Origin of the sequence: Salinicola halophyticus (assembly GCF_003206695.1) — a bacterium.
Taxonomy (GTDB): Bacteria; Pseudomonadota; Gammaproteobacteria; order Pseudomonadales; family Halomonadaceae; genus Salinicola; species Salinicola halophyticus.
Genome location: NZ_PZJN01000004.1, coordinates 240,140 through 263,673, shown reverse-complemented (window position 1 = coordinate 263,673; position 23,534 = coordinate 240,140). Strand labels below are relative to the sequence as shown.

General features: G+C 62.4%; 22 protein-coding genes. 17 read left to right on the top strand and 5 right to left on the bottom strand.

What is annotated here, in order from left to right; translation table 11 throughout:
• Nucleotides 1-88 precede the first annotated feature (88 nt).
• The 4 genes from DOM58_RS06430 to DOM58_RS06415 all read left to right on the top strand — a co-directional run bounded on the left by DOM58_RS06430 (nucleotide 89) and on the right by DOM58_RS06415 (nucleotide 4,395).
• Complete coding sequence (locus tag DOM58_RS06430; protein ID WP_110692209.1) at nucleotides 89-1,813, top strand: HD domain-containing phosphohydrolase; 1,725 nt, start codon at nucleotides 89-91, stop codon at nucleotides 1,811-1,813.
• A gap of 287 nt (nucleotides 1,814-2,100) precedes the next feature.
• A complete protein-coding gene (locus DOM58_RS06425) occupies nucleotides 2,101-3,153 on the top strand; it encodes a M4 family metallopeptidase (RefSeq protein WP_075563873.1) in 1,053 nt (350 codons plus the stop codon).
• On the top strand, nucleotides 3,150-3,569 hold the full coding sequence (locus tag DOM58_RS06420) for a protealysin inhibitor emfourin (protein WP_110692208.1): 420 nt from the start codon (nucleotides 3,150-3,152) through the stop codon (nucleotides 3,567-3,569). Before DOM58_RS06425 ends, DOM58_RS06420 begins: the two co-directional genes overlap by 4 nt.
• Before the next feature lie 331 nt (nucleotides 3,570-3,900).
• Nucleotides 3,901-4,395 (top strand): DUF3465 domain-containing protein, encoded by a 495-nt coding sequence (locus DOM58_RS06415; RefSeq protein WP_110692207.1) that lies wholly within the window; start codon nucleotides 3,901-3,903, stop codon nucleotides 4,393-4,395.
• A 72-nt stretch (nucleotides 4,396-4,467) separates the two neighbouring features.
• On the opposite strand, the gene DOM58_RS17455 is transcribed toward DOM58_RS06415, so the two are convergent.
• Nucleotides 4,468-5,214 (bottom strand): glycosyltransferase, encoded by a 747-nt coding sequence (locus tag DOM58_RS17455; protein WP_157957503.1) that lies wholly within the window; start codon nucleotides 5,212-5,214, stop codon nucleotides 4,468-4,470.
• Between the two features lie 457 nt (nucleotides 5,215-5,671).
• Here DOM58_RS17455 and DOM58_RS06405 point away from each other — a divergent pair, with 457 nt between their 5' ends.
• The 3 genes from DOM58_RS06405 to DOM58_RS06395 are packed head-to-tail and all read left to right on the top strand — an operon-like array spanning nucleotide 5,672 to nucleotide 8,095.
• Nucleotides 5,672-6,334 (top strand): response regulator transcription factor, encoded by a 663-nt coding sequence (locus DOM58_RS06405; protein WP_110692205.1) that lies wholly within the window; start codon nucleotides 5,672-5,674, stop codon nucleotides 6,332-6,334.
• Entirely contained in the window at nucleotides 6,331-7,728 is a 1,398-nt protein-coding gene (locus DOM58_RS06400; protein WP_110692204.1) for an ATP-binding protein, read from the top strand. Before DOM58_RS06405 ends, DOM58_RS06400 begins: the two co-directional genes overlap by 4 nt.
• Nucleotides 7,729-7,774: 46 nt before the next feature.
• Nucleotides 7,775-8,095 (top strand): DUF2834 domain-containing protein, encoded by a 321-nt coding sequence (locus DOM58_RS06395; protein WP_110692203.1) that lies wholly within the window; start codon nucleotides 7,775-7,777, stop codon nucleotides 8,093-8,095.
• A gap of 19 nt (nucleotides 8,096-8,114) precedes the next feature.
• Here the strand turns inward: DOM58_RS06395 and epmB are convergent, their stop codons facing one another.
• Complete coding sequence (epmB, locus tag DOM58_RS06390; protein ID WP_110692349.1) at nucleotides 8,115-9,161, bottom strand: EF-P beta-lysylation protein EpmB; 1,047 nt, start codon at nucleotides 9,159-9,161, stop codon at nucleotides 8,115-8,117.
• A gap of 97 nt (nucleotides 9,162-9,258) precedes the next feature.
• Between epmB and efp the strand changes: the two genes are divergently transcribed.
• The 3 genes from efp to epmA all read left to right on the top strand — a co-directional run bounded on the left by efp (nucleotide 9,259) and on the right by epmA (nucleotide 11,790).
• Nucleotides 9,259-9,825 carry an elongation factor P gene (gene efp / locus DOM58_RS06385; RefSeq protein WP_075563880.1) on the top strand — a complete coding sequence of 189 codons (567 nt, stop codon included), beginning with the start codon at nucleotides 9,259-9,261 and terminating at the stop codon, nucleotides 9,823-9,825.
• Between the two features lie 208 nt (nucleotides 9,826-10,033).
• A complete protein-coding gene (locus DOM58_RS06380; RefSeq protein WP_110692202.1) occupies nucleotides 10,034-10,804 on the top strand; it encodes an SDR family oxidoreductase in 771 nt (256 codons plus the stop codon).
• Complete coding sequence (gene epmA / locus DOM58_RS06375; protein WP_280951122.1) at nucleotides 10,801-11,790, top strand: EF-P lysine aminoacylase EpmA; 990 nt, start codon at nucleotides 10,801-10,803, stop codon at nucleotides 11,788-11,790. The genes DOM58_RS06380 and epmA overlap by 4 nt, the downstream gene beginning before the upstream one ends.
• A 7-nt stretch (nucleotides 11,791-11,797) precedes the next feature.
• Here the strand turns inward: epmA and DOM58_RS06370 are convergent, their stop codons facing one another.
• Nucleotides 11,798-12,748: a LysR family transcriptional regulator gene (locus tag DOM58_RS06370; RefSeq protein ID WP_110692201.1), complete on the bottom strand. Its 951-nt coding sequence runs from the start codon at nucleotides 12,746-12,748 to the stop codon at nucleotides 11,798-11,800.
• Between the two features lie 216 nt (nucleotides 12,749-12,964).
• On the opposite strand from DOM58_RS06370, the gene DOM58_RS06365 reads away from it, so the two are divergent.
• The 7 genes from DOM58_RS06365 (at nucleotide 12,965) to DOM58_RS06335 (ending at nucleotide 22,192) form a co-directional block, all read left to right on the top strand.
• Nucleotides 12,965-14,602: an ABC transporter substrate-binding protein gene (locus DOM58_RS06365; protein ID WP_223162138.1), complete on the top strand. Its 1,638-nt coding sequence runs from the start codon at nucleotides 12,965-12,967 to the stop codon at nucleotides 14,600-14,602.
• A 63-nt stretch (nucleotides 14,603-14,665) separates the two neighbouring features.
• Nucleotides 14,666-15,613 carry an ABC transporter permease gene (locus tag DOM58_RS06360; RefSeq protein ID WP_075563882.1) on the top strand — a complete coding sequence of 316 codons (948 nt, stop codon included), beginning with the start codon at nucleotides 14,666-14,668 and terminating at the stop codon, nucleotides 15,611-15,613.
• Entirely contained in the window at nucleotides 15,610-16,515 is a 906-nt protein-coding gene (locus DOM58_RS06355) for an ABC transporter permease (RefSeq protein WP_223162137.1), read from the top strand. Before DOM58_RS06360 ends, DOM58_RS06355 begins: the two co-directional genes overlap by 4 nt.
• Nucleotides 16,512-18,230: an ABC transporter ATP-binding protein gene (locus DOM58_RS06350; RefSeq protein ID WP_245392180.1), complete on the top strand. Its 1,719-nt coding sequence runs from the start codon at nucleotides 16,512-16,514 to the stop codon at nucleotides 18,228-18,230. The genes DOM58_RS06355 and DOM58_RS06350 overlap by 4 nt, the downstream gene beginning before the upstream one ends.
• Before the next feature lie 54 nt (nucleotides 18,231-18,284).
• Nucleotides 18,285-19,805, top strand: coding sequence for a M81 family metallopeptidase (locus tag DOM58_RS06345; RefSeq protein ID WP_110692200.1), 1,521 nt, complete (start codon nucleotides 18,285-18,287; stop codon nucleotides 19,803-19,805).
• A 45-nt stretch (nucleotides 19,806-19,850) separates the two neighbouring features.
• Entirely contained in the window at nucleotides 19,851-21,047 is a 1,197-nt protein-coding gene (locus DOM58_RS06340; RefSeq protein WP_110692199.1) for a M20 aminoacylase family protein, read from the top strand.
• A complete protein-coding gene (locus DOM58_RS06335) occupies nucleotides 21,044-22,192 on the top strand; it encodes a M20/M25/M40 family metallo-hydrolase (RefSeq protein WP_110692198.1) in 1,149 nt (382 codons plus the stop codon). The genes DOM58_RS06340 and DOM58_RS06335 overlap by 4 nt, the downstream gene beginning before the upstream one ends.
• A gap of 31 nt (nucleotides 22,193-22,223) precedes the next feature.
• Here the strand turns inward: DOM58_RS06335 and arfB are convergent, their stop codons facing one another.
• A complete protein-coding gene (gene arfB / locus DOM58_RS06330) occupies nucleotides 22,224-22,640 on the bottom strand; it encodes an alternative ribosome rescue aminoacyl-tRNA hydrolase ArfB (protein ID WP_075563886.1) in 417 nt (138 codons plus the stop codon).
• Nucleotides 22,641-22,679: 39 nt separating this feature from the next.
• The gene (asd, locus tag DOM58_RS06325; RefSeq protein WP_425353389.1) at nucleotides 22,680-23,525 is read right to left on the bottom strand and encodes an archaetidylserine decarboxylase; all 846 of its coding nucleotides are present in this window, start codon (nucleotides 23,523-23,525) and stop codon (nucleotides 22,680-22,682) included.
• Between the last annotated feature and the right edge of the window lie 9 nt (nucleotides 23,526-23,534).

Below are 23,534 nucleotides of genomic sequence, written 5' to 3'. Positions count from 1 at the left end.
ACGAATTGTTACATAATGTCGGGAAACGGCGGTAAACTCGTTTCCTGAACCGTTCTTCGCGATCGCGCCACGTGTTTTCGGAGCCCTCATGTCCGACTCTGCCTCCACGGATATCTATCAAGCACCTGCCCTGCAGGAGTGGCTGGAGCCGCTCTGTCTTCAGGGCAGCGTCAATCTGGCATTCGATGCCGCCGGTAGCGCCTTCTGGCCGGTGCTGCTGGACGACGTTCTCCATCCTCAATCTCTGGTCGTGGATGTGACCACGGCGCCTGCTCTGGCCGAGCCGCTAACCCGGGGCGATCCGTTTCACCTCATCGGTCATGTCAGGGGCGCACTGGTTCGCACCTCGGCGCTGACGATGATCGAACGCCTGGACGAAACACCGCGGATAAAATTTCTCTGCAGCTATCCGGAGTTCGTCAGCACGCTTCACCGGCGCGGTACATTTCGCGCCCCGCTACGTCCTGAGATGGGGGTCGAGACGCGTTTGACCCTGGCGGCCGACCTGCCCGTCATCGAGGCAGACGTTCGCAATTTGTCGTTGGGCGGATGTCTGCTGGCCATGCGGCTGGTGGACGCCGTCAAGCTGGCTCCCTCGCAGGCGTTTTCCGTCCTCGAGCTGATCTTTCCCAATCAACGGTATCTCGAGCTCAAGGGCCGGGTGCGGCATATCCGGACCGATGACGACTGGACCATGGCGCTGGTTGGCTGCGAGTTCGATGAGTTGTCGATCGATAGCGAGCGATTTCTGTGGTACTGCGTCAAGGAGATCGAGCGTGAGGGCGTGCGCAGGGCATCGGCCAGCGATCAGCCGCTGGAGCCTTCAGCGCTGTTTCGGTTTCCGAAGGGGCGTCGGCCATCATCGGCCAGATCGGCCGTCACCGCCGATAACGTCGCCGCGGGCGATGCCAGCGCGATCGTCCGGCGTCTGCGGAAAATAGCCGACTATCTCAATGCCCAGAGTCTACAGCTGCAAAATGGCACTGTGATCGCACCATCGCTGCTATCACGGCACGCCGATACGCTGCTGACGCTGGGCAGCCAGAGTCGGGAGTCGTTGCTCTATGCACTGGGTTATCTCGAATCCGAGCCCGCTGCCGTGCGACACGCGCTGTCGGTAGCGGTGCGCGCCGCCGATATGGCGCGCAGTCAGGGATATGATAACGACTCGCTGAAAGCGATCGTGGCCAGCGCGCTGGTGCACGATCTGGGCAAGGCGTCGTTGCCGAGCAGCCTGCTCGAGAGTCGCGCGCCCCTGAGCGATTCGCAGCGGGCACTGCTGCCGGGGCATGTCACGCAGATCAGCGAACGACTGGCCGAATGCCGCTGGTTATCGCCGGCCATCGCCTCGCCAGTGATCGAACAGGTCAACGAGCGCCTCGACGGCAGTGGTTATCCCCACGGGCTTCGCGGTGACGCTATCGACGATCTGGGCAGAATGCTCGCGGTGGTCGATGTCATCGATGCGCTGACGCGCCCGCGCGCTGACCGCAAGGCCTGGCCGCTGGTCGATGCGTATCGGCATCTGCTGAGTCAGCCGGAGGTGTTCGACAATGTGTGGGTACAACGCTATGTGCGTCTGTTCGGCATCGCCCCCGTAGGCTCATTGGTGCGATACGCCAGCGGAGCGCTGGCCTGGGTGCAGCGATTGGACGCCCAGGGCCGACCCTCGCAGGTCCATCTGGTTCTCAATGCCCACAGCCGCCATGGCCGTCTTGATCGGATCCTGGCCGGCCAGGGTCTCGAGCAGCTCGGCCGGCTGTCAGGCGTGGTAGAACCCACGGACTATGGTTTGTCGAGAGTGGCGGCTTGACTCGCTGGACTTTGGCTGAAAACTGCCTGCCCTCGGCCATACGTCGTTAAAAATTGGCTCAAAGTCCTCATTTACACCCCGGAAACTGGGACGCCAGCCCGGTCCCTCTTCGCCGATTTTTGCCTTGTCCGACATTCGCTCGGCGACTTTTCAGACAAACCCCAGGTCGTTGCGGGGAAACGACCTTCAGTTCCTTTCCTGACAAAACGGAACAATGACGCGGCAGCGACGGCCCGAAGATTGGACCACACTGTGAGCATTCACTCTGGCTCACAGGAGGTGATCGAATGGCAGGAACCACTGATTCCACCCGGTTCGCAGGCATCATGCCGCCTCATGTTCTCGAACGCATCATGTCTCACGGCAACGCGCGACTGCAGCAGTGTGCGCGGGCGACGCTGCAGACCGATGCCCAGTTTCGATTGCGTAACGCCACGGCGATCCAGGCGCGGCCCGCCGATAGCGGCAAACCCGGCGAGGCCGCGCGTTACATCTACTCCGCGAACAACCAGCAGACGCTGCCGGGCAATCTGGTTCGGGAAGAGGGCGATCCCGATAGCGGTGACGTGGCCGTCGATGAAGCGTATCGATGGCTTGGCGCCACGCATGTCTTCTACTGGCAAGTGTTCGAGCGCGCTTCCATCGATGGCGAAGGCATGGCCCTGCTGGGGACCGTCCACTATGGCGAAGACTACGACAACGCCTTCTGGAACGGCGCCCAGATGGTCTTCGGGGACGGTGACGGTGAACTGTTCAATCGTTTCACGGCGGCGCTCGATGTCGTTGCCCACGAATTGACCCACGGCGTCATCGAGCGTGAAGCCGGACTCGTCTATGCCGATCAGTCCGGAGCGCTCAACGAGTCGCTGGCGGATGTTTTCGGCGCCATGGTCAAGCAGCATCACTTCGAGCAGAGCGTCGATGAGGCCGACTGGCTGATCGGCGAGGGGCTACTCACCGATCGCGTCAATGGGCGCGCCCTGCGTTCGATGGCCAATCCCGGCAGCGCCTACGACGATCCGGTGCTGGGCAAGGATCCGCAACCCGGTCACATGGACGATTTCGTGCGGACCTCTTCGGACAACGGCGGCGTGCACATTAATTCGGGCATTCCCAATCGCGCGTTTTATCTGGCGGCAAAAGCGTTCGGCGGCTTTGCCTGGGAGCAGGCCGGTCCGGTCTGGTTCGACGCGTTGACCGACCCGCGACTGCAGCGCGACGGCAATTTCGCCGAGTTCGCTCGGCTGACCGTCGACTGTGCGGCCAAGCGGTTCGGCGCCGACAGCGATGCCACGCGCATCGTTCAGCGTGCCTGGGCGGACGTGGGCGTGTTGTCATGAACAGCAAGGGCCGCTTCTGGCTGGAGTCGACCAGCGTATTGCTGGTTAGCCGAGAGGGTGGTTTCGTGGTGACTCCCGGCCTGTCGGCACCCAGGCGAATCGACTGTCAGGAATTGAGCGAGCCGCAGCGCAACAAGCTGCAGCGGGTGCTGGAAGAGCTCGATCGGCAGGGTTCGATCCATCAAAGCGCTGACGCTAACGGCACTGCCGATTCGCCATCGGACTCTCAGGGGGATGCTCGACGAAACTCGGGTGCCGCTCCGGCCGGGGCCGACGGACGCTGGTTTCGCGTCACGCTGGAGATTTCGTCGAGTCTTCCTTCACGCGAATGGGAACTGGATGAACGCGCGGCGCCCAGCTCGTTGATTGGCCTGTGGAAACGGGGAGTCCAGATACTCGATGAGAGTGACGATTAACCCGGGAGGCGAGAGTTTACGGGTTTTTTTTCATCCAGCCGGAACTCTTTCGACAGTTCGTCCTCAGAGTAGGTAGCCCAGGACGGGCACACAGCGTAGGCCGAACCTCAATTGGGTTCGGCCTTTTTTTGTGCGTCTGTACGGCCGATTTCGACATCGGGACAGTGCCGACCAATATAGCGTCGGCGAATATAGCTTCGGCGAATATAGTAGCGACGAAGATAATGTCGGCGCATTTGGTCGAGGGCGTTGAGTCGTCGTTGTCGATTGGACGTCGAAGCGACGTAAAATCGAATCGACGTAAATCCAGGCGATCGAAAAGCGAGTTGGCATGCGACAAAGCGGTTTCAGGCGTTATCGATGGGTGCTGGTCGGGCTGTTGGTTCTGGCTGCGGTGACGCCGCTGGTCAAGCAGCTGGGCGGGGCCGGAGGGCTCTTTCCGTCGTCCGTGCCTGGCTCCGATACCGGTGATGGCGTTGCCTCCCAGAGCCGCGCCGAGACGACGCTCAAGCATGCGTTCGAGACGCACCGCGAGGCGTTCTGGATCGAAGCGGCGGGAAGGGTCGAGCGTGTCTTGCCGGATGACCGAGAGGGGAGTCGTCACCAGCGTATCATCGTCGCGCTCGCGACCGGGCAGACGCTGCTGATTGCGCACAACATCGACGTGGCGCCGCGCCTGGCGTCTATCGCGCCGGGCGATCGCTTACGCTTTCGCGGGGAGTATGTCTGGAATGCGCAGGGTGGCGTGATCCACTGGACTCATCACGATCCGGCTGGCGAACGCCCTGGAGGCTGGCTGGAACTCGACGGGCGACGCTACCGTTAGCGTCGCTACTGTCGGCTGCGCCATCGTCAAAGGCGCTATCTTTAAAGGCACTTTCGTCGGAAGCCATTGCCCTCAACGGGCGTAGACACGAACCCGGGGTTTGCCCGACGGGCGCTGGGCGTGCCAGCGTCGGGAAAGCCACCACATGCCCAACCAGTCCCTGGCGTATCCCGCCACTCGCGCGGGCATCGACCAGCGTGAAGACCGCGGCATCGACGACACCTGACGCCGATTGACGCGGTAGCTGCCGATACGACCGCCGCTGCGGCGGATCAGCAACGGCAGGAAACGGTGCAGGCTTTCCACCGATGGCAGAGAGGTCAGCACCTCGCGCTGAATCAGGCGAAGGCCACAGCGTTCGCTATCGGCCAGCTCGATACCGAGGATTCTCGCCACGCGAAACAGCGGCTTTCTCCACCGGCAGCGCGGGTCGAGGGGAATCCCTTCGACCAGGGTCAATCCCTGATGCCGGGCCTCGCAGAGCATGTCGGGAATATCGTGCGGATCATCTCTGCCATGAGCGTCGAGCGTGACGATCCACTCTCCGCGCGCCAGGCTGCCGGCTTGCCACAGGGCGGCGTCCGCACCGAGGGTGGCCGGCTGACGATAGAGCCGGATCCGGTTATCGGTGCCCGCTAGCTGCCTCAGGGTGCCACGGTTGTTTCTGTCGTCGCTCTCGCCCGAGCCGGCATCGATGACGATGAATTCGAGACTCGTCGCATGACGTAGCGCCTGGGAAGCCTCGGCGACAACGTTGCCGACGCGGTGCATGGCGTCCTGGACGATGATCACGAGTGATAGAGTGGGTAGTTCGAGCATGATGAAATCCTGTTGGTTTCCAAAGCGTCGACTTAGCTCGTCCCGTTCGGAACACTCACTATGACAGCCTAATCTTAAAATCGGCTTACACTCGCCGCCGGGCCTGTTGCCGATTGTCGGCCGAGCCCATGACGATGCCATGGCAGAAATGCCGCGACGGCTACGGCATCGCCACCGGCCGGAACCATTGCATCCCGCCATGGTAGTGAGGGACCCAGATCGAAGAGTGCGTGGTACCGAAAGAGTGCGTAGTACTGAAAGAGTGCACGGTGCTGGAAGCGTGGCGTGGTATTGAAAGGGTACGGGTACTGGACCGGCGCAGTGGACTGGGACAGTGAATGGATAGTGCAATGAATCGGCGATCGAGCGGTCTGAACGATATGAATGACTTCGAAATTCCGGTTTCGCCCACGCTGGCGACCGTACGAAAACGATGGCGACAGTAAGAGAGAATGCCATGAGGGTAATGCTGGTTGAAGACGACCCGTTGTTGGGAGAGGGGGTCGTCGATGTACTGCGGCGTGAACAGATGGTGCCGGAGTGGCTGACGGAGGGTCGCGGGGTCTGCGAGGCGCTCGACGACTCCACTTTCGACGCATTGATACTGGACCTGGGACTGCCGGATATCGACGGTTTCGAGGTGCTGAAACAGCTGCGGGAGTCCCGCAGTCAGATTCCCGTACTGGTACTGACCGCCAGGGACGATGTCGTCAACCGAATTCGCGGGCTCGACAGTGGCGCCGACGACTATCTGATCAAGCCGTTCGACAATGGCGAGCTGCTGGCGAGGCTGCGGGCGTTGGTACGTCGAAGCGCGGGGCGTGCTTCACCCACGGTGAACTGTGGTCGCCTGACGCTGGACCCGGCAGCCCATGAGATACGCTTCGATCACGCTGTGGTCGCGCTTGGGCGCCGCGAGCACGACCTGCTGGCCAACCTGATGACACATCCCGGCCAGGTCTTCACCCGCGATCAACTGGTCGAGGTGCTCTACGGCTGGGATGCCGAGGTCGAAAGTAACGTCATCGAGGTTCACGTTCATCACCTGCGACGGAAGTTCGGCAGCGATGTGGTGGCGACCGTGCGTAACGTCGGCTACCGGCTGGGAGCGACGGATTGATCTCGATTCGTCGCTATCTTCGCCGTGTTCTGCTGATTTCGGTGACGCTGATCACCTCGATCGCGGCACTCTGGAGCTATCACGACACCCGCGATCAGATCAACGAGCTGTTCGACGCCGAGCTGGCGCAGACCACGCGAACGATGGTGGCGCTCTACTTCGAGTATCGTGGCGATGGCGGCCGCGAGCCTCAGCAGATGATCCGCGATCTTCAACTGCAACCGGTCCTGGTACCTGAAAGCTCCACCGATGCGCCCACGCCGCTGGGCCATCCGTACGAGAAAAAACTGGGGTTCCAGATCTGGGACACCGACGGCCATGCGCTGCTGGGCATGAAAGCCCCCGGGCTGCTGGACACGCTGATACCCGCGCCGGGCTATGCGCATGCCGAAGGTGGCGGTCACGACTGGCGCACGTTCACGCTCTACGATGAGGTCCACGGTGTCTGGGCCAGCGCCGCCCAACGGGATGACGTGCGCGACGAACTGACCTGGCAGATCGCGCTGCGCAATCTGATGCCGCCGGTCATCGGGGTGCTGTTGATCGCTCTGCTGATACCCTTCGCCATCGCGCGCGGGTTCCTGCCGCTGCTGCGCGTCAGCCGCCAGATCACGGCGCGCCAACCGAGCTTTCTCGAGCCCATCGATGGCAGCCAGGTGCCGGAAGAGATCCGCGGCATGGTCAGCGCACTCAACGGGTTGTTCGGTCGGCTGGCCGAGACGCTGGAAAAGGAGCGGCGCTTCACCGCCAACGCCGCGCACGAGCTGCGCACGCCGCTGGCCGCCATCAAGGTGCACGCCCAGAACCTGCTGAACGATACCGGCGAGGAGCGCGCCCAACGCGGTGCTCGCTCGATCATCTACGGCGTCGATCGGATGACTCGCGTGGTCGAACAGCTGTTGACGCTATCGCGACTGGAAAGCGAGGGTGGCCTGAATCGCCAGAGGATCGATCTGACGCGACTGGGGCGAGAACTGCAGCGCGACATTCAGCCGCTGATCGAGAGTCGGGCGATTCGATTCACTCAGGACATCCCCGGGGCGTTGAGTGTGCTCAGTTACGAGAACGGGCTCTACGTGCTGCTGCGCAACCTGCTCGACAACGCCGTGCGCTATACGCCGGAGGGCGGCCTGGTGCGCCTGCGAATGTGGCAGGCTGAGATGCGATTGCATATCGAGATTGCCGACAGCGGGCCGGGCATCCCGGTCGCCGAGCGGGAGCGCGTGTTCGAACGCTTCGTGCGCCTGGCCGGGCAGCGCACCAGCGGATCGGGGCTCGGGCTGTCGATCGTTCAGGAGTTGGCCGAGCGGCTCGGGGGAGATATCCGTCTGGACGAGACTTCCTTGCCGGCCGCCAGTGGCCTGAGCGTTCAGGTGACGCTGCCGCTATCCTGAGTTCTTATAAAGCCTGTCAAACGCACTGCCACACAGGATGTTGCCGATGTTGCGTTTTCTCGTACCTCTGATGACGCTGATCGTGTTCATGGGATACACGATCTTCGCGATTTCCACCAGCGACCAGACGCTGGGCCAATTCGCCAGCGGCTTGATGAGTCGTCCAACGACCGCAATGGTAGTGTTCGATGTCTACCTGGCGTTGATCATGGTCGCGGTATGGATGTTCTTCGACGCACGCCGACGCGGCCACGGTATCGGCTATCTACTGGTGTTTTACGTCATCACCTTTTGCTTTGGCTCCGCCGGGCCGCTCGCCTATCTGACCCTGCGCGGCTGGCGAGACTATCGACATCTCTCCTCGTGACGGAACCGGGTTGAGTTCCTCATAGCGGTGTCTTGCTCAGCTCACCGGGTACTTCGCGTACCAGGCGCGGCATCAGAAAACCGGCGAGACGCTGACGCAGCGCTTCCATCAACTGACGGGCCTCGTGATCGGGCACGTCGAAGTGAGCCGCTCCCGATACCGGATCGAGCACATGCAGGTAGTAGGGCAGAATCCCGGCCTCGAACAGGCGCTCCGAGAGTGCAGCCAGCGTGTCGACATCGTCGTTGATTCTGCGCAGGAGCACACTCTGATTGAGCAGCGTGACACCGGCGCCCTTGAGCCGGGCGCAGGCGGCGACGACGGCTTCGTCGATCTCCTGAGCGTGATTGATATGCAGCACCATCACGGTCTGCAGTCGAGTCTTGCGCAACCAGTCGAGCAGCGCATCGTCGACCCGGTCGGGAATCACCACCGGCAGGCGGGTGTGGATGCGCAGCCGCTTGAGGTGCGGAATCGCATCCAGCCGCTCGACCAGCGTCGCCAGGCGACGGTCCGGGGAGGCGAGTGGATCGCCGCCGGAAAGGATCGCTTCCAGGATCGAGGCATCCTCGCGCAGGTAATCGAGCGTCTGCTCCCACTCGCGCATCGAGGGCGCGTTGTCGGCGTAAGGGAAATGCCGGCGAAAACAGTAACGGCAGTTGATGGCGCAGGTCGGGCTGGCGATCAGCAACGCCCGGCCGGGATACTTGTGGATCAAGGCCGGCTTGGGAGTGTGATCGCGCTCTTCCAGCGGGTCATCGACGAAGCCCTGCACGGCATCGCTTTCGACGTCCAGCGGCAGTACCTGGCGCAGCAGCGGATCATCGGGGTCGCCACGACGTATTCGGGAGAGATAGGCCTGCGGTACCCGCACGGGGAACAGTTCGTGGCCCGTCCGTGCGCCCAATACCCAGTTGGGGTCCAGGGCCAGGTGCTGACATAGCGCCACGGGATCGCGAACGACATCACGCAGCTGTTGCTGCCAGTCGCCAGCCGGGGTGTCGGATACGGACGCCGAGTGTACGACCTCTTCGCAATGCACAGCGATCGGGGTTCGGGTTATCATGCTGACCACTTAAAATCAGAGCGCATGCCGCAGGGCATAGCGCGGAATTGGGATTTGTCGTCGCGGATGGCCCGCGATCGTTCATTTGTGAGGAATCATGGCGAACTATTCTACCAACGAATTCAAGGGCGGCCTGAAGGTGATGCTGGATGGCGACCCGTGCAACATTCTCGAGAACGAATTCGTCAAGCCGGGTAAAGGCCAGGCTTTCAGTCGCGTCAAGCTGCGCAACCTGAACACCGGACGGGTCTGGGAGCGCACGTTCAAATCCGGCGAATCGCTGGAAGGCGCCGACGTCATGGATCTGGACATGGAGTATGTCTACTCCGATGGCGACATGTGGCACTTCATGAAGACCGACGGCTCTTTCGAGCAGTACGCGGTCGACAAGAAAGCCATCGGCGACGTCGAGAAGTGGCTCAAGGAACAGGCGGTCTACACCGTGACGCTGTGGAACGATAACGCGATTGCCGTCTCTCCGCCCAACTTCCTCGAGCTCGAAGTGGTCGAGACCGATCCCGGCCTCAAGGGCGACACTGCCCAGGGTGGTTCCAAGCCGGCGAAACTCTCCTCGGGGGCGACGGTGCGCGTGCCGCTGTTTATCAACCAAGGCGAAATTCTCAAGATCGATACGCGCAGCGGCGAGTACGTCTCCCGAGCTTGAAAAGTTCTTCCTGCGAGCGCTGGGAGAGCACACGGCGTTCGCGGAAGAAACTCGATATTGATTCTTCGAAAGCCACGCCTGCGCGTGGCTTTCGTCGTTAGGGCGACCTCTGGCTGGCCGGCGGGACATCGACTGCCGTTCGCCGATCGCATTATGCTTGACAGAGTGTTTGCCGAATAGCGCCGGACAGTGGGTGAGGAGACATGAAATGGCCAGACTAGCGGGGCGCAAGGCGTTGATCACCGGCGGTGCCAGCGGTATCGGCCTGGCAACCGCGGAACGTTTTCTCGCCGAAGGGGCCGATGTCGTCGTGCTGGATCGCGATACGGTTGCTCTCGAGCGCGAATCGACAAGGCTCGCTGCCCGCTTTGCCTCGCGCTGTGTGGGGGTCGAGGCCGACGTCGCCGATGTCGACAGCATTGCTGCCGGCGTCGAGCAGGCACTCTCGACGACGGGGCGCATCGATATCCTGGTCAACGCCGCCGGCGTCAACGTCTTCGGCGATCCGCTCGAACTCGATCGGGAAACCTGGCGGCGCTGCCTGGCGATCAATCTGGAGGGCGCCTGGCACATGATTCAGGCGCTGTTGCCGGGTATGCTGGCGGCGCGATACGGCCATATCGTCAATATCGCTTCGGTTCACGGCCACAAGGTCGTCCCCGGTGCCTTCCCGTATCCCGTAGCCAAGCACGGACTGATCGGGCTGACCCGGTCGCTGGGCATCGAGTACGCGGATCGCGGAATTCGGGTCAACTCGATCTCGCCGGGGCTGATCCGCACGCCCGCCGCCGAGGCCTGGCTGGCGCAGTGCGACGAGCAGGAGCGTCAGCGCCAGGTCGAGCTGCTGCCCTGCAAACGGCTGGGCGAAGCCGACGAAGTCGCCAATACGGCGCTATTCCTGGCCAGTGACGAAGCCCGTTTCATCAACGCCACCGATATTCTGATCGACGGTGGCCGCAGTCAGGTCTACCACCTGTGACGGATATTCGCGGCGCCGATGACTGGCAGCCCACGGCCACGATCGAGACGCTGCGCGCGCGGGCGCAGCTGATGGCGAAAATCCGGGCGTTCTTCGCGGCTCGGGACGTGCTGGAAGTGGAGACGCCGATTCTCGGTCATGGCGGCAGCACCGATCCGCATCTCGACTCGCTGGCGCTCGAAGCGATCACGCCGGATGGCCATGAACGCCTGTGGCTGCAGACGTCTCCCGAATTCCACATGAAGCGGCTGCTGGCCGTCGGCAGCGGTCCGATCTTCCAGCTGGCGCGCAGTTTTCGCGACGGCGAGGTCGGGCGGCGCCATAACATCGAGTTCACCATGCTCGAGTGGTATCGCCCGGGTCTGTCGCTGGCGGGGCTGATCGACGAATGCGATGCGCTGATTCGCCACGTACTGCCGATCGACCCGGGCCCGCTGCGTCAGCGGCGCTACCGTGATCTTTTCCGCGAGACGCTCGATGTCGATCCGTTCACCACGTCGCTCGCGATCTTGCGCCAGCGTGGCGCCGAGATCGGCGGGTTGTCTATGACCGATGCCGATCGTGACGGCTGTCTCGACCTGCTGATGAGCTTCGCTATTGAGCCGCTGCTGGGCCGAGAGGGGATCGATGTCGTCGTCGACTATCCGGCCAGCCAAGCGGCGCTGGCGCGCAAGCATCGAGATCCGGAGGACGGCGCGGAAGTGGCCTCGCGATTCGAGATCTATCTTCACGGCATCGAGCTCGCCAACGGGTACGACGAGTTGACCGATGCCGCGGAGCAGGCCGTGCGCTTCGCCGATGACAACCGCCAGCGCCAGGCGCTTGGCAAGCCAACGGTCGATATCGATCATCGTTTGGTGGCAGCGCTCGAATCCGGCATGCCGCCCGCCAGCGGCGTGGCACTCGGCGTCGATCGCCTGATTCAGCTGGCGTTGATGAAAGATTCGATCGCCGAGGTCATGGCGTTTCCCACGCCGCGGTGTTGAACCGCGCCTACCAATCGACCCGCTCGCGTTCACCGAATGGCCAGAGGTCGACGATCTCCCTCAGCAGCTGCTTGGCGGCCGGCGATAGCGGACGCTGACGACGCACGATGACGTGCGCTTCTGCTTCTTGAAAGACCGGATGATCGATCTCCAGCGCGACCAGTTGGCCGCGCCGCAGCTCGTGCAGCAGAGCCACGCGGCCGATGAAGGTCACGCCGTCGCCGGAACTCACGTACTGCTTCAGCGTAGCCAGTGAGTTGCTGACCAGGCTGGCATGGAAATGACGCTTGCTGATGATTGCCGCGGCGTCGATCAACTGCCGGATACCATAACCATGACCCACCAGACCCAGCGGCCATTCGAGGGTGGCATCCAGCGCGAGCGGTTGGGGCAGTCGAGTCAGCGGATGTCCCGGGTGAACGATAGCGCAGAGCGGCTGATGGACTGAGACGACCGACTCGATACCAGGAGTCAGCCTGGGCGCATAGGCGATGCCGATATGGGCTTGGCCCTCGTAGACCTGACGCACCACGTCGTTGACGTTGGCCAGGTTCATTTCGACGGTCAGTTGTGGATGACGAGCGCAGAAATCGTTCATCACACCACTCATCAAGCGGTCGCTGTACCCCTCGCTGATCGCCAGACTGATATGACCGCGTTGCAGCCCATCCAGTTCGGCTAGCTGTCCGAGCAGCGTCTGCTCGGCGACATCTCGCTCTCGATAGAAGTCGAGCAGAATGCCGCCAGCTTCGGTGGCGCGTACGCCGCGACCATGGCGTTCTACCAGCGTCACGCCGAGCGCCTGCTCGAGCTGTCGAATCTGGCGACTGATGACGGAGGGTTCGACATCGAGGCGGTCCGAAGCGGTGCGGATCGAGCCGGCGTCGAGCGCCTGCGAGAAATAGTGAAGCCAGCGGCTGTTCAGGTGGGCCGGGAACGGTTCTTTGTCATGGGCCACGGGGCGCGTCCGAATAGAAGGAGTTCCAAGAATGCTTCGGATGTTGCTTTTTAAGCAACACTAACCTGTCGACGAAAGTATTGTTTTCTTCACTGCGGGATCTACTCTCGGGGAAGAGCGACATGGGCCGGGCGGTCCTGCCAACGGCAGGAACAATAACAATCGCGTCCGTCCTTATCGTTAACGACAACCATAAGATCGACAACGAGGTTTCTCATGGCGACTCCTTTCTCGCGTCGTTTTTCCGTTGCACGCCGCCGTCTGCTGGGCGGTATGACAATGGTGGCATTCCTCTCCACTTGCGGCGCGATTTCATCGCTTGCCGCTGCGCCGGCCGAGGCCAATACCCTTCGCGCGGTCATGCACTCCGGACTGCGCGTACTCGACCCGATCACCACGACCGCTCACATCACCCGCGACCATGGCTACATGATCTGGGACACGCTGCTGGGCATGGACGATAAATTTCAGCCGCAACCGCAGATGGCGGACTGGTCGGTTTCCGACGATGGCATGACCTACACCTTCACCCTGCGCGATGGACTGTCGTGGCACGATGGGGGAGAAGTGACCGCCAAGGACGTGGTGGCGTCGTTCAAACGCTGGACTGCTCGCGATGGCGGCGGTCAGATGCTGATGGATCATGTCGAAAGCGTCGAAGCGACGGATGCCCGCAACATGACGCTGACGCTATCGTCGCCGTTCGCCTATGTCCTCGAGCTGATGGCGAAGCCTTCATCGGTGCCGCTGTTCGTGATGCCGGAGCGTATCGCCAGCAAATCGCCCGACGAAACGCTGACGGTCGAGGATCAAATCGGCTCAGGCCCCTTCACTTTTGTCGCCGACGAGTACGATCCTGGCAACCGGGTCGTCTATGAGAAGTTCGAAGACTACGTTCCACGTAAGGAGTCGGCCAGCTGGACCGCCGGCGGTAAGGTGGTCAAAGTCGATCGCGTCGAATGGATCAACATGAGTGACGCGCAGACCGCGCTCAATGCGCTCAATTCCGGCGAGATCGACTTTCTAGAGAATCCCTCCACCGACCTGTTGCCCGTGTTGCAGGCCAATCCTGAACTGACCATCGACAAGATCAACGAGCTGGGCAATCAGACCATCGGGCGTTTCAATTTTCTCTATCCGCCATTCGATAACCCCGAGATCCGTCGTGCCGCGCTACTCGCGATGAATCAGACCGATGTGCTGGCTTCCCTGATCGGCAATCCCGAGTTCTACACACCCTGCGATTCGATGTATGGCTGCCAGACGCCGCTAGCGACCGATGCCGGCGCACCGGACTCGCTGGCAGCCGGTGGCGGGACCGAGGCGGCGAAAAAGATGCTGGCAGACGCCGGCTACGATGGTACGCCCGTCGTCATGATGCAGCCGACCGACGCGCCGACGGTAAGCCCACAGCCAGTGATAGCAGCGCAGCTGTTGCGCCAGGCCGGTTTCACTGTCGATCTGCAGCCGATGGACTGGCAGACGTTGGTGACGCGCCGCGCCAGCCAGCAGCCACCGTCGGAAGGCGGCTGGAACATGTTCTTTACCAACTGGTATATCCCCGAGGTATGGAATCCGCTGGTCAACCCGATGCTCAACGGCCGCGGCAAGGACGGCGGCTGGTTCGGCTGGCCGAACGATGCCGAACTCGAATCGATGCGCAACGAGTTCGCCAAGGCCACCAGTGACGATGACCGCAAGGCGATTGCCGAGCGCATTCAGCAGCATGCCTTCGAACAGGTGACCTATATCCCGCTGGGCGAGTACTCGGTCCCCGCAACCTGGAATAACGATCTCTCCGGCATTCTGCATTCGCCGGTGCCGGTGTTCTGGAACATCACCAAGTCCGAGTGATCGAGGAGGGGCGCGGCTGTCGTCGCGTCCCGTTCCTGCTGTGAACTGCAACGGAGTACGCTCATGTTCAGCTACTGTCTGCGTCGGACATTGGCGGCAGTACCGGTGATGGTAGTGGTTGCGCTGTTCGTCTTTCTGCTGCTGCGACTCTCGCCGGGTGACCCCGCCGCGATCATTGCCGGCGATATGGCCACGCCGGAGCAACTGGATCGCATCCGCGAAACCCTGGGGCTGAATCAGCCCATCTATATTCAGTTTTTCCACTGGTCCGGCGAGCTGTTGCGCGGCGATTTCGGCACGTCGTTGATGTCGAATCTTCCGGTGACGCAATTGATGGCGCAGCGTCTCGAGCCGACCGTCAGCCTGGCCCTATTGAGCATCGCGCTGTCGGTAGTCGTGGCAGTGCCGATGGGCGTCATCGCGGCCTGGAAACACGGCAGCCTGATCGATAACGCCATCATGTCGATGTCGGTGCTGGGGTTCTCGGTACCGGTGTTCGTGATCGGCTACATCCTGATCAAGATCTTCGCCATCGATCTCGGCTGGTTGCCGGTGCAGGGCTTCAAGCGAATTTCTCAGGATGGCTTCGGACCTTTCATCCAGCATGCGATTCTCCCGGCGCTGATGCTGTCGACGATCTATATCGCGCTGATTGCGCGCATGACCCGCGCCAGCATGCTCGACGTGCTGGGTGAAGACTACATCCGTACAGCGCACGCCAAGGGCGCCAGCGAGAAGCGGGTCCTGTTCAAGCACGCGCTGCGCAACGCCGGCGTGCCGATACTCGAGGTGATCGGTACCGGCTTCGCGTTGATGATCACCGGTGTGGTCGTGACCGAGAGCGTATTCAACATTCCCGGACTCGGTCGTCTGACCGTCGATGCCATTCTCTCCCGCGATTATCCCGTCATTCAGGGCTTGATTCTGGTCACCAGCGGGGTCTACGTGCTGATCAATCTCGCTATCGATCTCTCCTATGCGCTGCTCGACCCGAGGATTCGTTACCAATGAGTCTATCAAGGCCCGAAGCCGTTGCCGCTGAGCGCTCCGAGACCATGCCACTCCGACGGCGACTGCGATTGTGGCCACGTCGACGCCCCGGATGGACCATCATCCTGGCCGCGATCTGTCTAATCCTGATCGTTGTCGTGGCCATCCTGGCACCCTGGCTGGCGCCTCACGATCCGCTCAACATGTCGCCGGCAAACCGCCTGAAGCCGGCTGACGACACCTACTGGCTGGGAACCGACGCCTACGGTCGAGACCTGCTGTCACGAGTGCTCTACGGGGCTCGAGTCTCGCTGACCGTGGGGATCGGCAGCGCCCTGATCAGCGTTGTCATCGGCCTGCCGCTGGGTATTCTGGCCGGCTTCTTTCGCAGTCTCGACGCGGTGATTATGCGCGTCATGGATGGTTTGATGGCGATTCCCAGCGTACTGCTGGCAATCGCCATCGTCTCCCTGATCAGTGCCAACCTGTGGACGGTCATGGCGGCGATCACCATCCCCGAAATTCCCCGGATCGTGCGCCTGGTCCGTTCGGTGGTGCTGTCCGCGCGGGAAGAGCCTTACGTCGAGGCAGCCGTGGCGCTGGGCAGCAGTCTTTTCACCATCATGTGGCGCCATCTGATGCCCAACACGCTGGCGCCGCTGATCGTGATGAGCACTTATATCTGTGCCTCGGCGATTCTGACCGAGGCCATTCTCTCCTTCCTGGGCGCTGGCCTCGGTACCGAGACGCCGACCTGGGGCAATATCATGGCGGAGGGCCGAACCTACTTCCTGATCAAGCCATCGCTGATTTTCTGGCCGGGCATCATGCTGTCGATCTGCATTCTGTCGATCAATCTGCTCGGCGACGCCGCCCGTGACCGCCTCGACCCCCGATTGCAGAAACGTGGAGGTGCGCAATGATCCATGAAGCCATCCATCCCGCCCGGATGCCGGATCCGGTGCTGACTATCGAGGGGCTGAGGGTCGCGCCGCAATCAACGCCGACCAAGCCGATTCTCAAGGGCATCGACTTCACGATTGCCGCGGGCGAAACGCTTTGCCTGGTCGGCGAATCCGGATCCGGCAAGTCGGTCACCTCGCTGGCGGTCATGGGGCTTTTGCCCAAGGGCATTCTCAAGGCAACCGGGGGACATATCGACCTGGAGGGGGATTCCCTGCTCGAGGCTTCGAGGGGCCGGCTGCGAGACCTTCGCGCCAGTCGCATGTCGATGATCTTCCAGGAGCCGATGACGGCGCTCAACCCGCTGATGCGGGTCGGCGAGCAGATCGAAGAGGTGCTGATCATGCACCAGAAGGGGCTCTCTTCGAAGCAGCGCCAGGACCGCGTGCTGGAGATGCTCGACCAGGTACAGCTGCCGGATATCGCGCGCGTCTACGCCAGCTGGCCGCATCAGCTTTCGGGCGGCCAGCGCCAGCGAATCATGATCGCGATGGCGTTGATCCTCGAGCCCAAGCTGTTGATTGCCGACGAACCCACCACCGCGCTGGATGTCACCACGCAGAAGCAGATCCTCAAGTTGATCAATGAACTGCAGAAGCGCCATGGCACCTCCGTGCTGTTCATCACGCACGACATGGGGGTGGTGGCCGACATTGCAGATCGTGTCTGCGTGATGCGTGACGGTGAAGTGGTAGAGACGCAGCCGATCGAGGATCTGCTGCGCTGGCCCAAGACGGAGTACACCCGCCAACTGCTGACGGCGGTGCCGAGCCTGCGACCGAGAACGGCACGCGCAGTGACCGATCGCGAAATCGTGCTGGAGGCGATCGAACTCGAGAAACGTTATGGCGAACGTTCGGCCTGGGCGCGCTGGACCGGTAAGACGGCATTGCAGACGCCGGCGGCCAGTGACATCAACTTCGCGCTGACGCGCGGGCGGACGCTGGGCATCGTCGGTGAGAGCGGTTCGGGCAAGTCGACCGTAGCGCGCTGCGTCATGCGCATGATCGAGCCCACCGGTGGTGGCGTGCGGGTGATGGGCAAGGATATCGCCAGCCTCGGACACGCCGCGCTGAAGCCGCATCGCAAGCGGATTCAGATGATCTTTCAGGATCCCTTCCGTTCGCTCAACCCGCGGCTGACGATCGCCACCAGTCTGGTCGAGGGCCCGGTAAACTACGGTACGCCTCGGGAAGAGGCACTGGCGCGAGCCGCCGAGCTGCTGGCGTTGGTAGGTTTGCCGGAAGATGCGCTGGACCGCTACCCCCATCAGTTTTCCGGTGGACAGCGTCAGCGGATCGCCATCGCCCGGGCGCTGGCGATGGAGCCCGATGTGCTGGTCGCCGACGAAGCAGTCTCGGCGCTGGATGTTTCGGTTCAGGCCCAGGTTCTCGAACTGCTCGACGAGCTTCAGCGTCGGCTCGGCATCGCGGTGCTGTTCATTACCCATGACCTGCGTGTTGCCGCCCAGATCTGCGACGAGGTGATGGTGATGCAGAAAGGGATAGTCGTGGAGTATGGGCCGGCCGAGCGCGTGCTGGGCTCGCCCGAGCATGCCTACACCCGCTCGCTGATGCTCGCGGCCCCGGGACGACATTGGGATTTCGCCGGGTTTCGGCCGCTCGATCGCGTCTTCGAAGATCACCCGACATCAACCGCCACCGTCTATCAGTGAAGGGTCGGGTGCCACATGGCCGAATCCTCTCTTCCCCATGACCAAGGAATGTTCATGTCACACCCCCGGATTGCCGTCGGTGGTTTTCTCCACGAAACCAATACTTTTGCGCCTAGTCAGGCGACCTATGAAGACTTCCTGCGCGGTGGTGGAGCGCCACCGCTGAGCGAGGGCGAAGCAATCTTCGACGCGGTGGCCGCCAGTAATATAGGCCTGTGCGGTTTCATCGATGCTCCCGAAACGCGGGCATGGACACTGATTCCCACCCTCTGGACGGCGGCGAGTCCGTCGGCCCATGTCACCCAGGACGCCTTCGAGCGTATTGCCGCACGGTTGTTGGCGGCCATCGACGAGGCGATGCCGCTCGATGGCGTCTATCTCGATCTGCACGGTGCCATGGTCGCCCAACACTTCGATGACGGCGAAGGCGAGTTGCTCCGTCGCGTCAGGGCCCTAGTGGGTGAAGGCGTACCGATCGTCGCCACGCTGGATCTGCACGGTAACGTCACGCCGATGATGGTCGAACAATCGGACATGCTGATCGCCTATCGCACCTATCCGCACGTCGATATGGCCGCAACCGGCGCCCGCTGTGCCGCCGCGTTGGCGATGCTGCTGGCAAGTGGACAGCGTCCGGCCAAGGCGTTTCGCCAGCTCGGTTTCCTGATGCCGATCGCCTGGCAGTGCACGGCGGAAGAACCATGCCGCTCGCTCTACGCAGAGGTGGCGGCGATGGAGAGCGAATCGCTACCCTCGGTGTCGTTCTTGACCGGATTCCCGGCCGCGGATTTTGCCGACTGCGGTCCCAGTGTCATCGTCTATGGCGCGGATCAGGCCCGCGCGGATGAGGCTGCCGATGCCCTGGTGTCGCGGATTGCGGCGCAGGAGTCGGCATTTGCCGGACAGGTCTTCGACCCGGAAGCGGGCGTACGCGAAGCAATGCGCCTGGCCGAACGGGCGATGAAGCCGGTCATCATCGCCGATACCCAGGACAACCCCGGCGCGGGTGGCGACTCCGACACCATGGGCATGCTGAAAGCGCTCATCGCTTGTAGAGCCCAGCGCGCCGCCATCGGCAATGTGTTCGACCCGGCCTCGGCCAGTGCCGCACACGAGACGGGCGTCGGCGCGGTGATCCGGCTGGCGCTCGGTGGGCATTCCGGTGTGGCGGGAGACTCGCCGCTGGAGGCGGCGTTCACGGTCGAAGCGCTCTCGGACGGTCGCTTTATTGCGCCCGGCCCCTATTACGGCGGCGGACGCCTCGACATGGGCCCTTCGGCCTGCCTGCGAATCGACGATATCTGTGTCGTGGTGGTCAGCCGCAAGGCGCAGATGGCGGACCAGGCGATGTATCGTTCTGTGGGCATCGAACCCTTGGAGCAGGCCATTCTGGTCAACAAGAGTTCGGTCCATTTCCGCGCCGACTTCGCGCCGATCGCGGAGACGATTCTGGTCTGCGCTGCACCCGGTCCGATGGCGGTCGATCCCGGAGCGCTGCCCTGGAAGCGGCTGCGCCCGGGCGTTCGTACCTCTCCATCGGGCCAGGCGTTCGTACCGGCTATCGAACCCGCCTGATCCCGACTTTCGCCAATGCGGATTTTTCCCTACCGAGGAGTTCTCATGACCACGTTGCCGCGCATCGATGCCTTTACCGCTGAACTGATCGAGATTCGTCACGATATTCACGCTCATCCCGAGATCGGCTTCGAGGAGCTGCGCACCGCTGGAATCGTTAGTGCCTATCTCGAGCGCTTGGGCATCGCGGTCCATGCCGGCATCGGTGGAACCGGGGTGATCGGCGTGATCGAGGGTAATCATGGGCCGGGCAAGACCGTAGGGCTGCGTGCCGATATGGATGCGCTGCCCATGAACGAAGAGACGGGGCTACCGTTTGCGTCGACAAATCCCGGCCGGTTTCATGGCTGTGGTCATGACGGTCATACCACTATGCTGCTGGGCGCGGCGCGCTATCTTGCCGAGACCCGGGACTTCGCCGGTCGCGCGATCCTCATCTTTCAACCGGCGGAGGAGGGGCTGGGCGGGGCGCGGCGGATGATCGCAGAGGGCCTGTTCGACCAGTTTCCCTGCGATGAAGTCTATGCGCTGCACAACGCGCCGCACCTCGATCACGGTCATATTCGTGTGATGAGCGGCAAGGCGATGGCGGGCGCGGAGTTTTTCGATATCGTCATTCACGGCCGAGGCAGCCATGGTGCGCAGCCCAATAACGCACGGGATCCGATCGTGGTGGCGACCCAGCTTTCACAGGCCATGCAGAGCATCGTCAGCCGCAATACCGACCCGCTGGACGCTGCCGTGGTCTCGATCACGCAATTGCATTCGGGCTCCGCCTATAACGTGATTCCGCAGTCGGCCACGCTCTCCGGGACCATTCGCACTTTCGACGACAGCGTCGCGTCGTTGATCCACGGACGCATTCGTGAACTGGCCGCCGGGCTCGCCGACGCCTATGGGGTCGAGATCGATGTCGATATCCGCAACATCTTCTCGGTGCTGGAGAACCACGTCGAACAGACCGAAGCGCTGGCGGCAGCGGCCAGAGAGATCGTCGGTGAGACCGGCGTCGGCGATCTCGGCCGTCCGGTGATGGGCAGCGAGGATTTCGCCGACATGCTGAAAAGAGTCCCGGGCTCCTACTGCTGGGTCGGTCACGCTGGCGATATCCCGGTTCATAACCCGGCATTCGTGCTCGATGATGGCATTCTGCCGGTCGGCGCGAGCCTACTGGCGCGAATTGCCGAGCGCCGTCTCAATGAGCTGGCCGGTATCAGTGCAGCCGGGGCGATCAGCGCATGAGTCTCGCTCAGAATTTCACAAGGACTCTTGCGTTCGATCTCGACGAACTGCTGGCGGGCCTGAAGCGTTGGATCGAGTGCGAGAGCCCGACCTTCGACACCGGTGCGGTCAATCGCATGATGACGCTGGCTGCGGAAGACCTGGCCACCTGGGGTGCCGATGTCGAGCGCATTCCGGGTCCGCCGGGGCTTGGCGATTGCCTCAAGGCGAGCTTTCCGCATCCCGATAGCGAACGTGGCGGCATTCTGATCATGGCGCATCTCGATACGGTTCATCCCGTCGGGACGCTGGAAACATTGCCCTTCAGGCAGGAGGGTACTCGCTGTTACGGCCCCGGCATCTGCGATATGAAGGGCGGGACTTACGCCGCGCTTCAAGCGGTCGTCGCGCTACGGGAAGCGGGAATCGACACAGCGTTACCGATTCATGTACTGCTGACCTGCGATGAAGAGATCGGTAGTCCCGGCACCCGCGAGCTGATCGAACGGGAAGCGTCAAAACATCGCTATATTCTGGTGCCGGAACCGGCGCGAGAGGGCAATGGCGTGGTCAGCGGGCGCTACGCCATTGCCCGTTTCGAGCTGCTGGCTCACGGCCGGCCGAGTCATGCCGGTGCCGCATTGGCGGAAGGGCACTCGGCGATTCGCGAGATGGTCGCGCGGATTCCCGAAATCGAGGCAATGACCGACGACGACTGTACCTTCAGCGTCGGTGTGGTGCAGGGCGGTCAATGGGTCAACTGCGTGTCGACCACCTGCCGCGGCGAGGCGCTGAGCATGGCCAAGCGTCAGACCGATCTGGATCGCGGTATCGAACGCATGCTGCGATGGAACCAGCTTGACGAGAGCGGGGTCGGTTTCGAGGTCAAGCTGGGCGTGGTGCGTCCGGTGTGGGAGCCGAACGCGGCGACGCTAGCGCTTTATGATCACGCCAAGGCCGTTGCGGATGAGTTGGAAATGCCACTGCCGCATTCCAGCAACGGCGGTGGTTCCGATGGCAATTTCACCGGGGCGTTGGGGCTGGCGACGCTCGACGGTCTGGGCCTGCGCGGTGCCGGTATTCATACCCTGAGCGAACACATCGAGGTCGACAGCCTGATCGAGCGCTCGAGACTGATGGCCGGTTTGATGGCAAGACTGACATAGCGATTCGACCGTCTCGAAGAGGGTAGGTAGTTCACTCATCCACGCGGCCACGCAGACGCTTTTTCTGACCCTGGCGGGTCTTGCTATCGGCGCGCTTGCGTTTGGCGTTACGGCTGGGCTTGGTTGCCTGCCGCGGCTTGTCGCCGTAGAGCACGGGTTTGATCAGCTGCTTGAGCCGGACCAGCGCGGCATCCCGGTTGAGCTCCTGGGTACGGTGCTCCTGTGACTTGATCACGACGACGCCGTCGCGGGTGATACGTCGGTCACTGAGCGCCAGCAGTTTTTCCTTGAAGCCGGGATGTAGACTCGAGGCACGGATGTCGAAGCGCAGGTGAATCGCCGAGGAGACCTTGTTGACGTTCTGGCCCCCGGCGCCTTGCGCGCGAACCGCGATGAGCTCGATCTCGTTGTCGGGGATCGACACGTTGCGGGAGATTTCCAGTGGCATTGCATGCTCCCTGAAGTGTCCATAGATTGAATGGGTGTTTTAGATGGTGCCGGGCAGTGCGCCCATCGTCTGGCCCATGCTGATCGGGTTGCCCTCGGGGTCGAAGTCACCGAACGCGGTTTCGCGACCCAGGCACATCACTACGGTGGAGCCGAGCTTGAAGCGGCCCATCTCCTCGCCTTTCTCGATCACGATCGGCTCATCGAAACGGGTGGTCTGGACGCGTCCGCTCAACGGGGTGACCTGGCCGGCCCACGTCGTCTCGATCGCGGCGACGATCATCGCGCCGACCAGCACCATGGCCAACGGCCCGTGTTCGGTATCGAAGATACACACCAGCCGCTCGTTACGAGCGAACAGTCCGGGAACATGGTTGGCGGTGGCGCTGTTGACCGAAAACAGCCGTCCCGGCACGTAGGTCATCTCGCGCAGGGTGCCGGTCATCGGCATGTGGACGCGGTGATAGTCCTTCGGCGCGAGGTAGACCGTGGCGAAGCTGCCCTGACGGAACGGCGCCGCGCGCGAGACATCGCCGCCGAGCAGTGCGCTGAGCGAGTAGGTCTGGCCCTTGGCCTGGATCAGGGTGCCGTGTTCGATACGCCCGTAGCGCGAAAGCACGCCGTCGGCCGGCGATACCAGCCCTTCGCCGATGGGGCGAGCGTCGGGTTTGAGGGCGCGGGTGAAGAAATCGTTGAAGCAGGCGTAGCGGGTCGGATCCGGCTCCAGGGCCTGGCTCATGTCAACGCCGTAGGTGTCGATGAAGCGGCGAATGAACAGGTCCTTGACCGCGGCGATTCGGCAATCGGCGAGCTGGCCGATCAGTCGCGAGATCGCATGCTGGGGCAGCGGGTACTGAATTCTGGCGAAGAGTTCCTGGCGATCCACGATGACGAC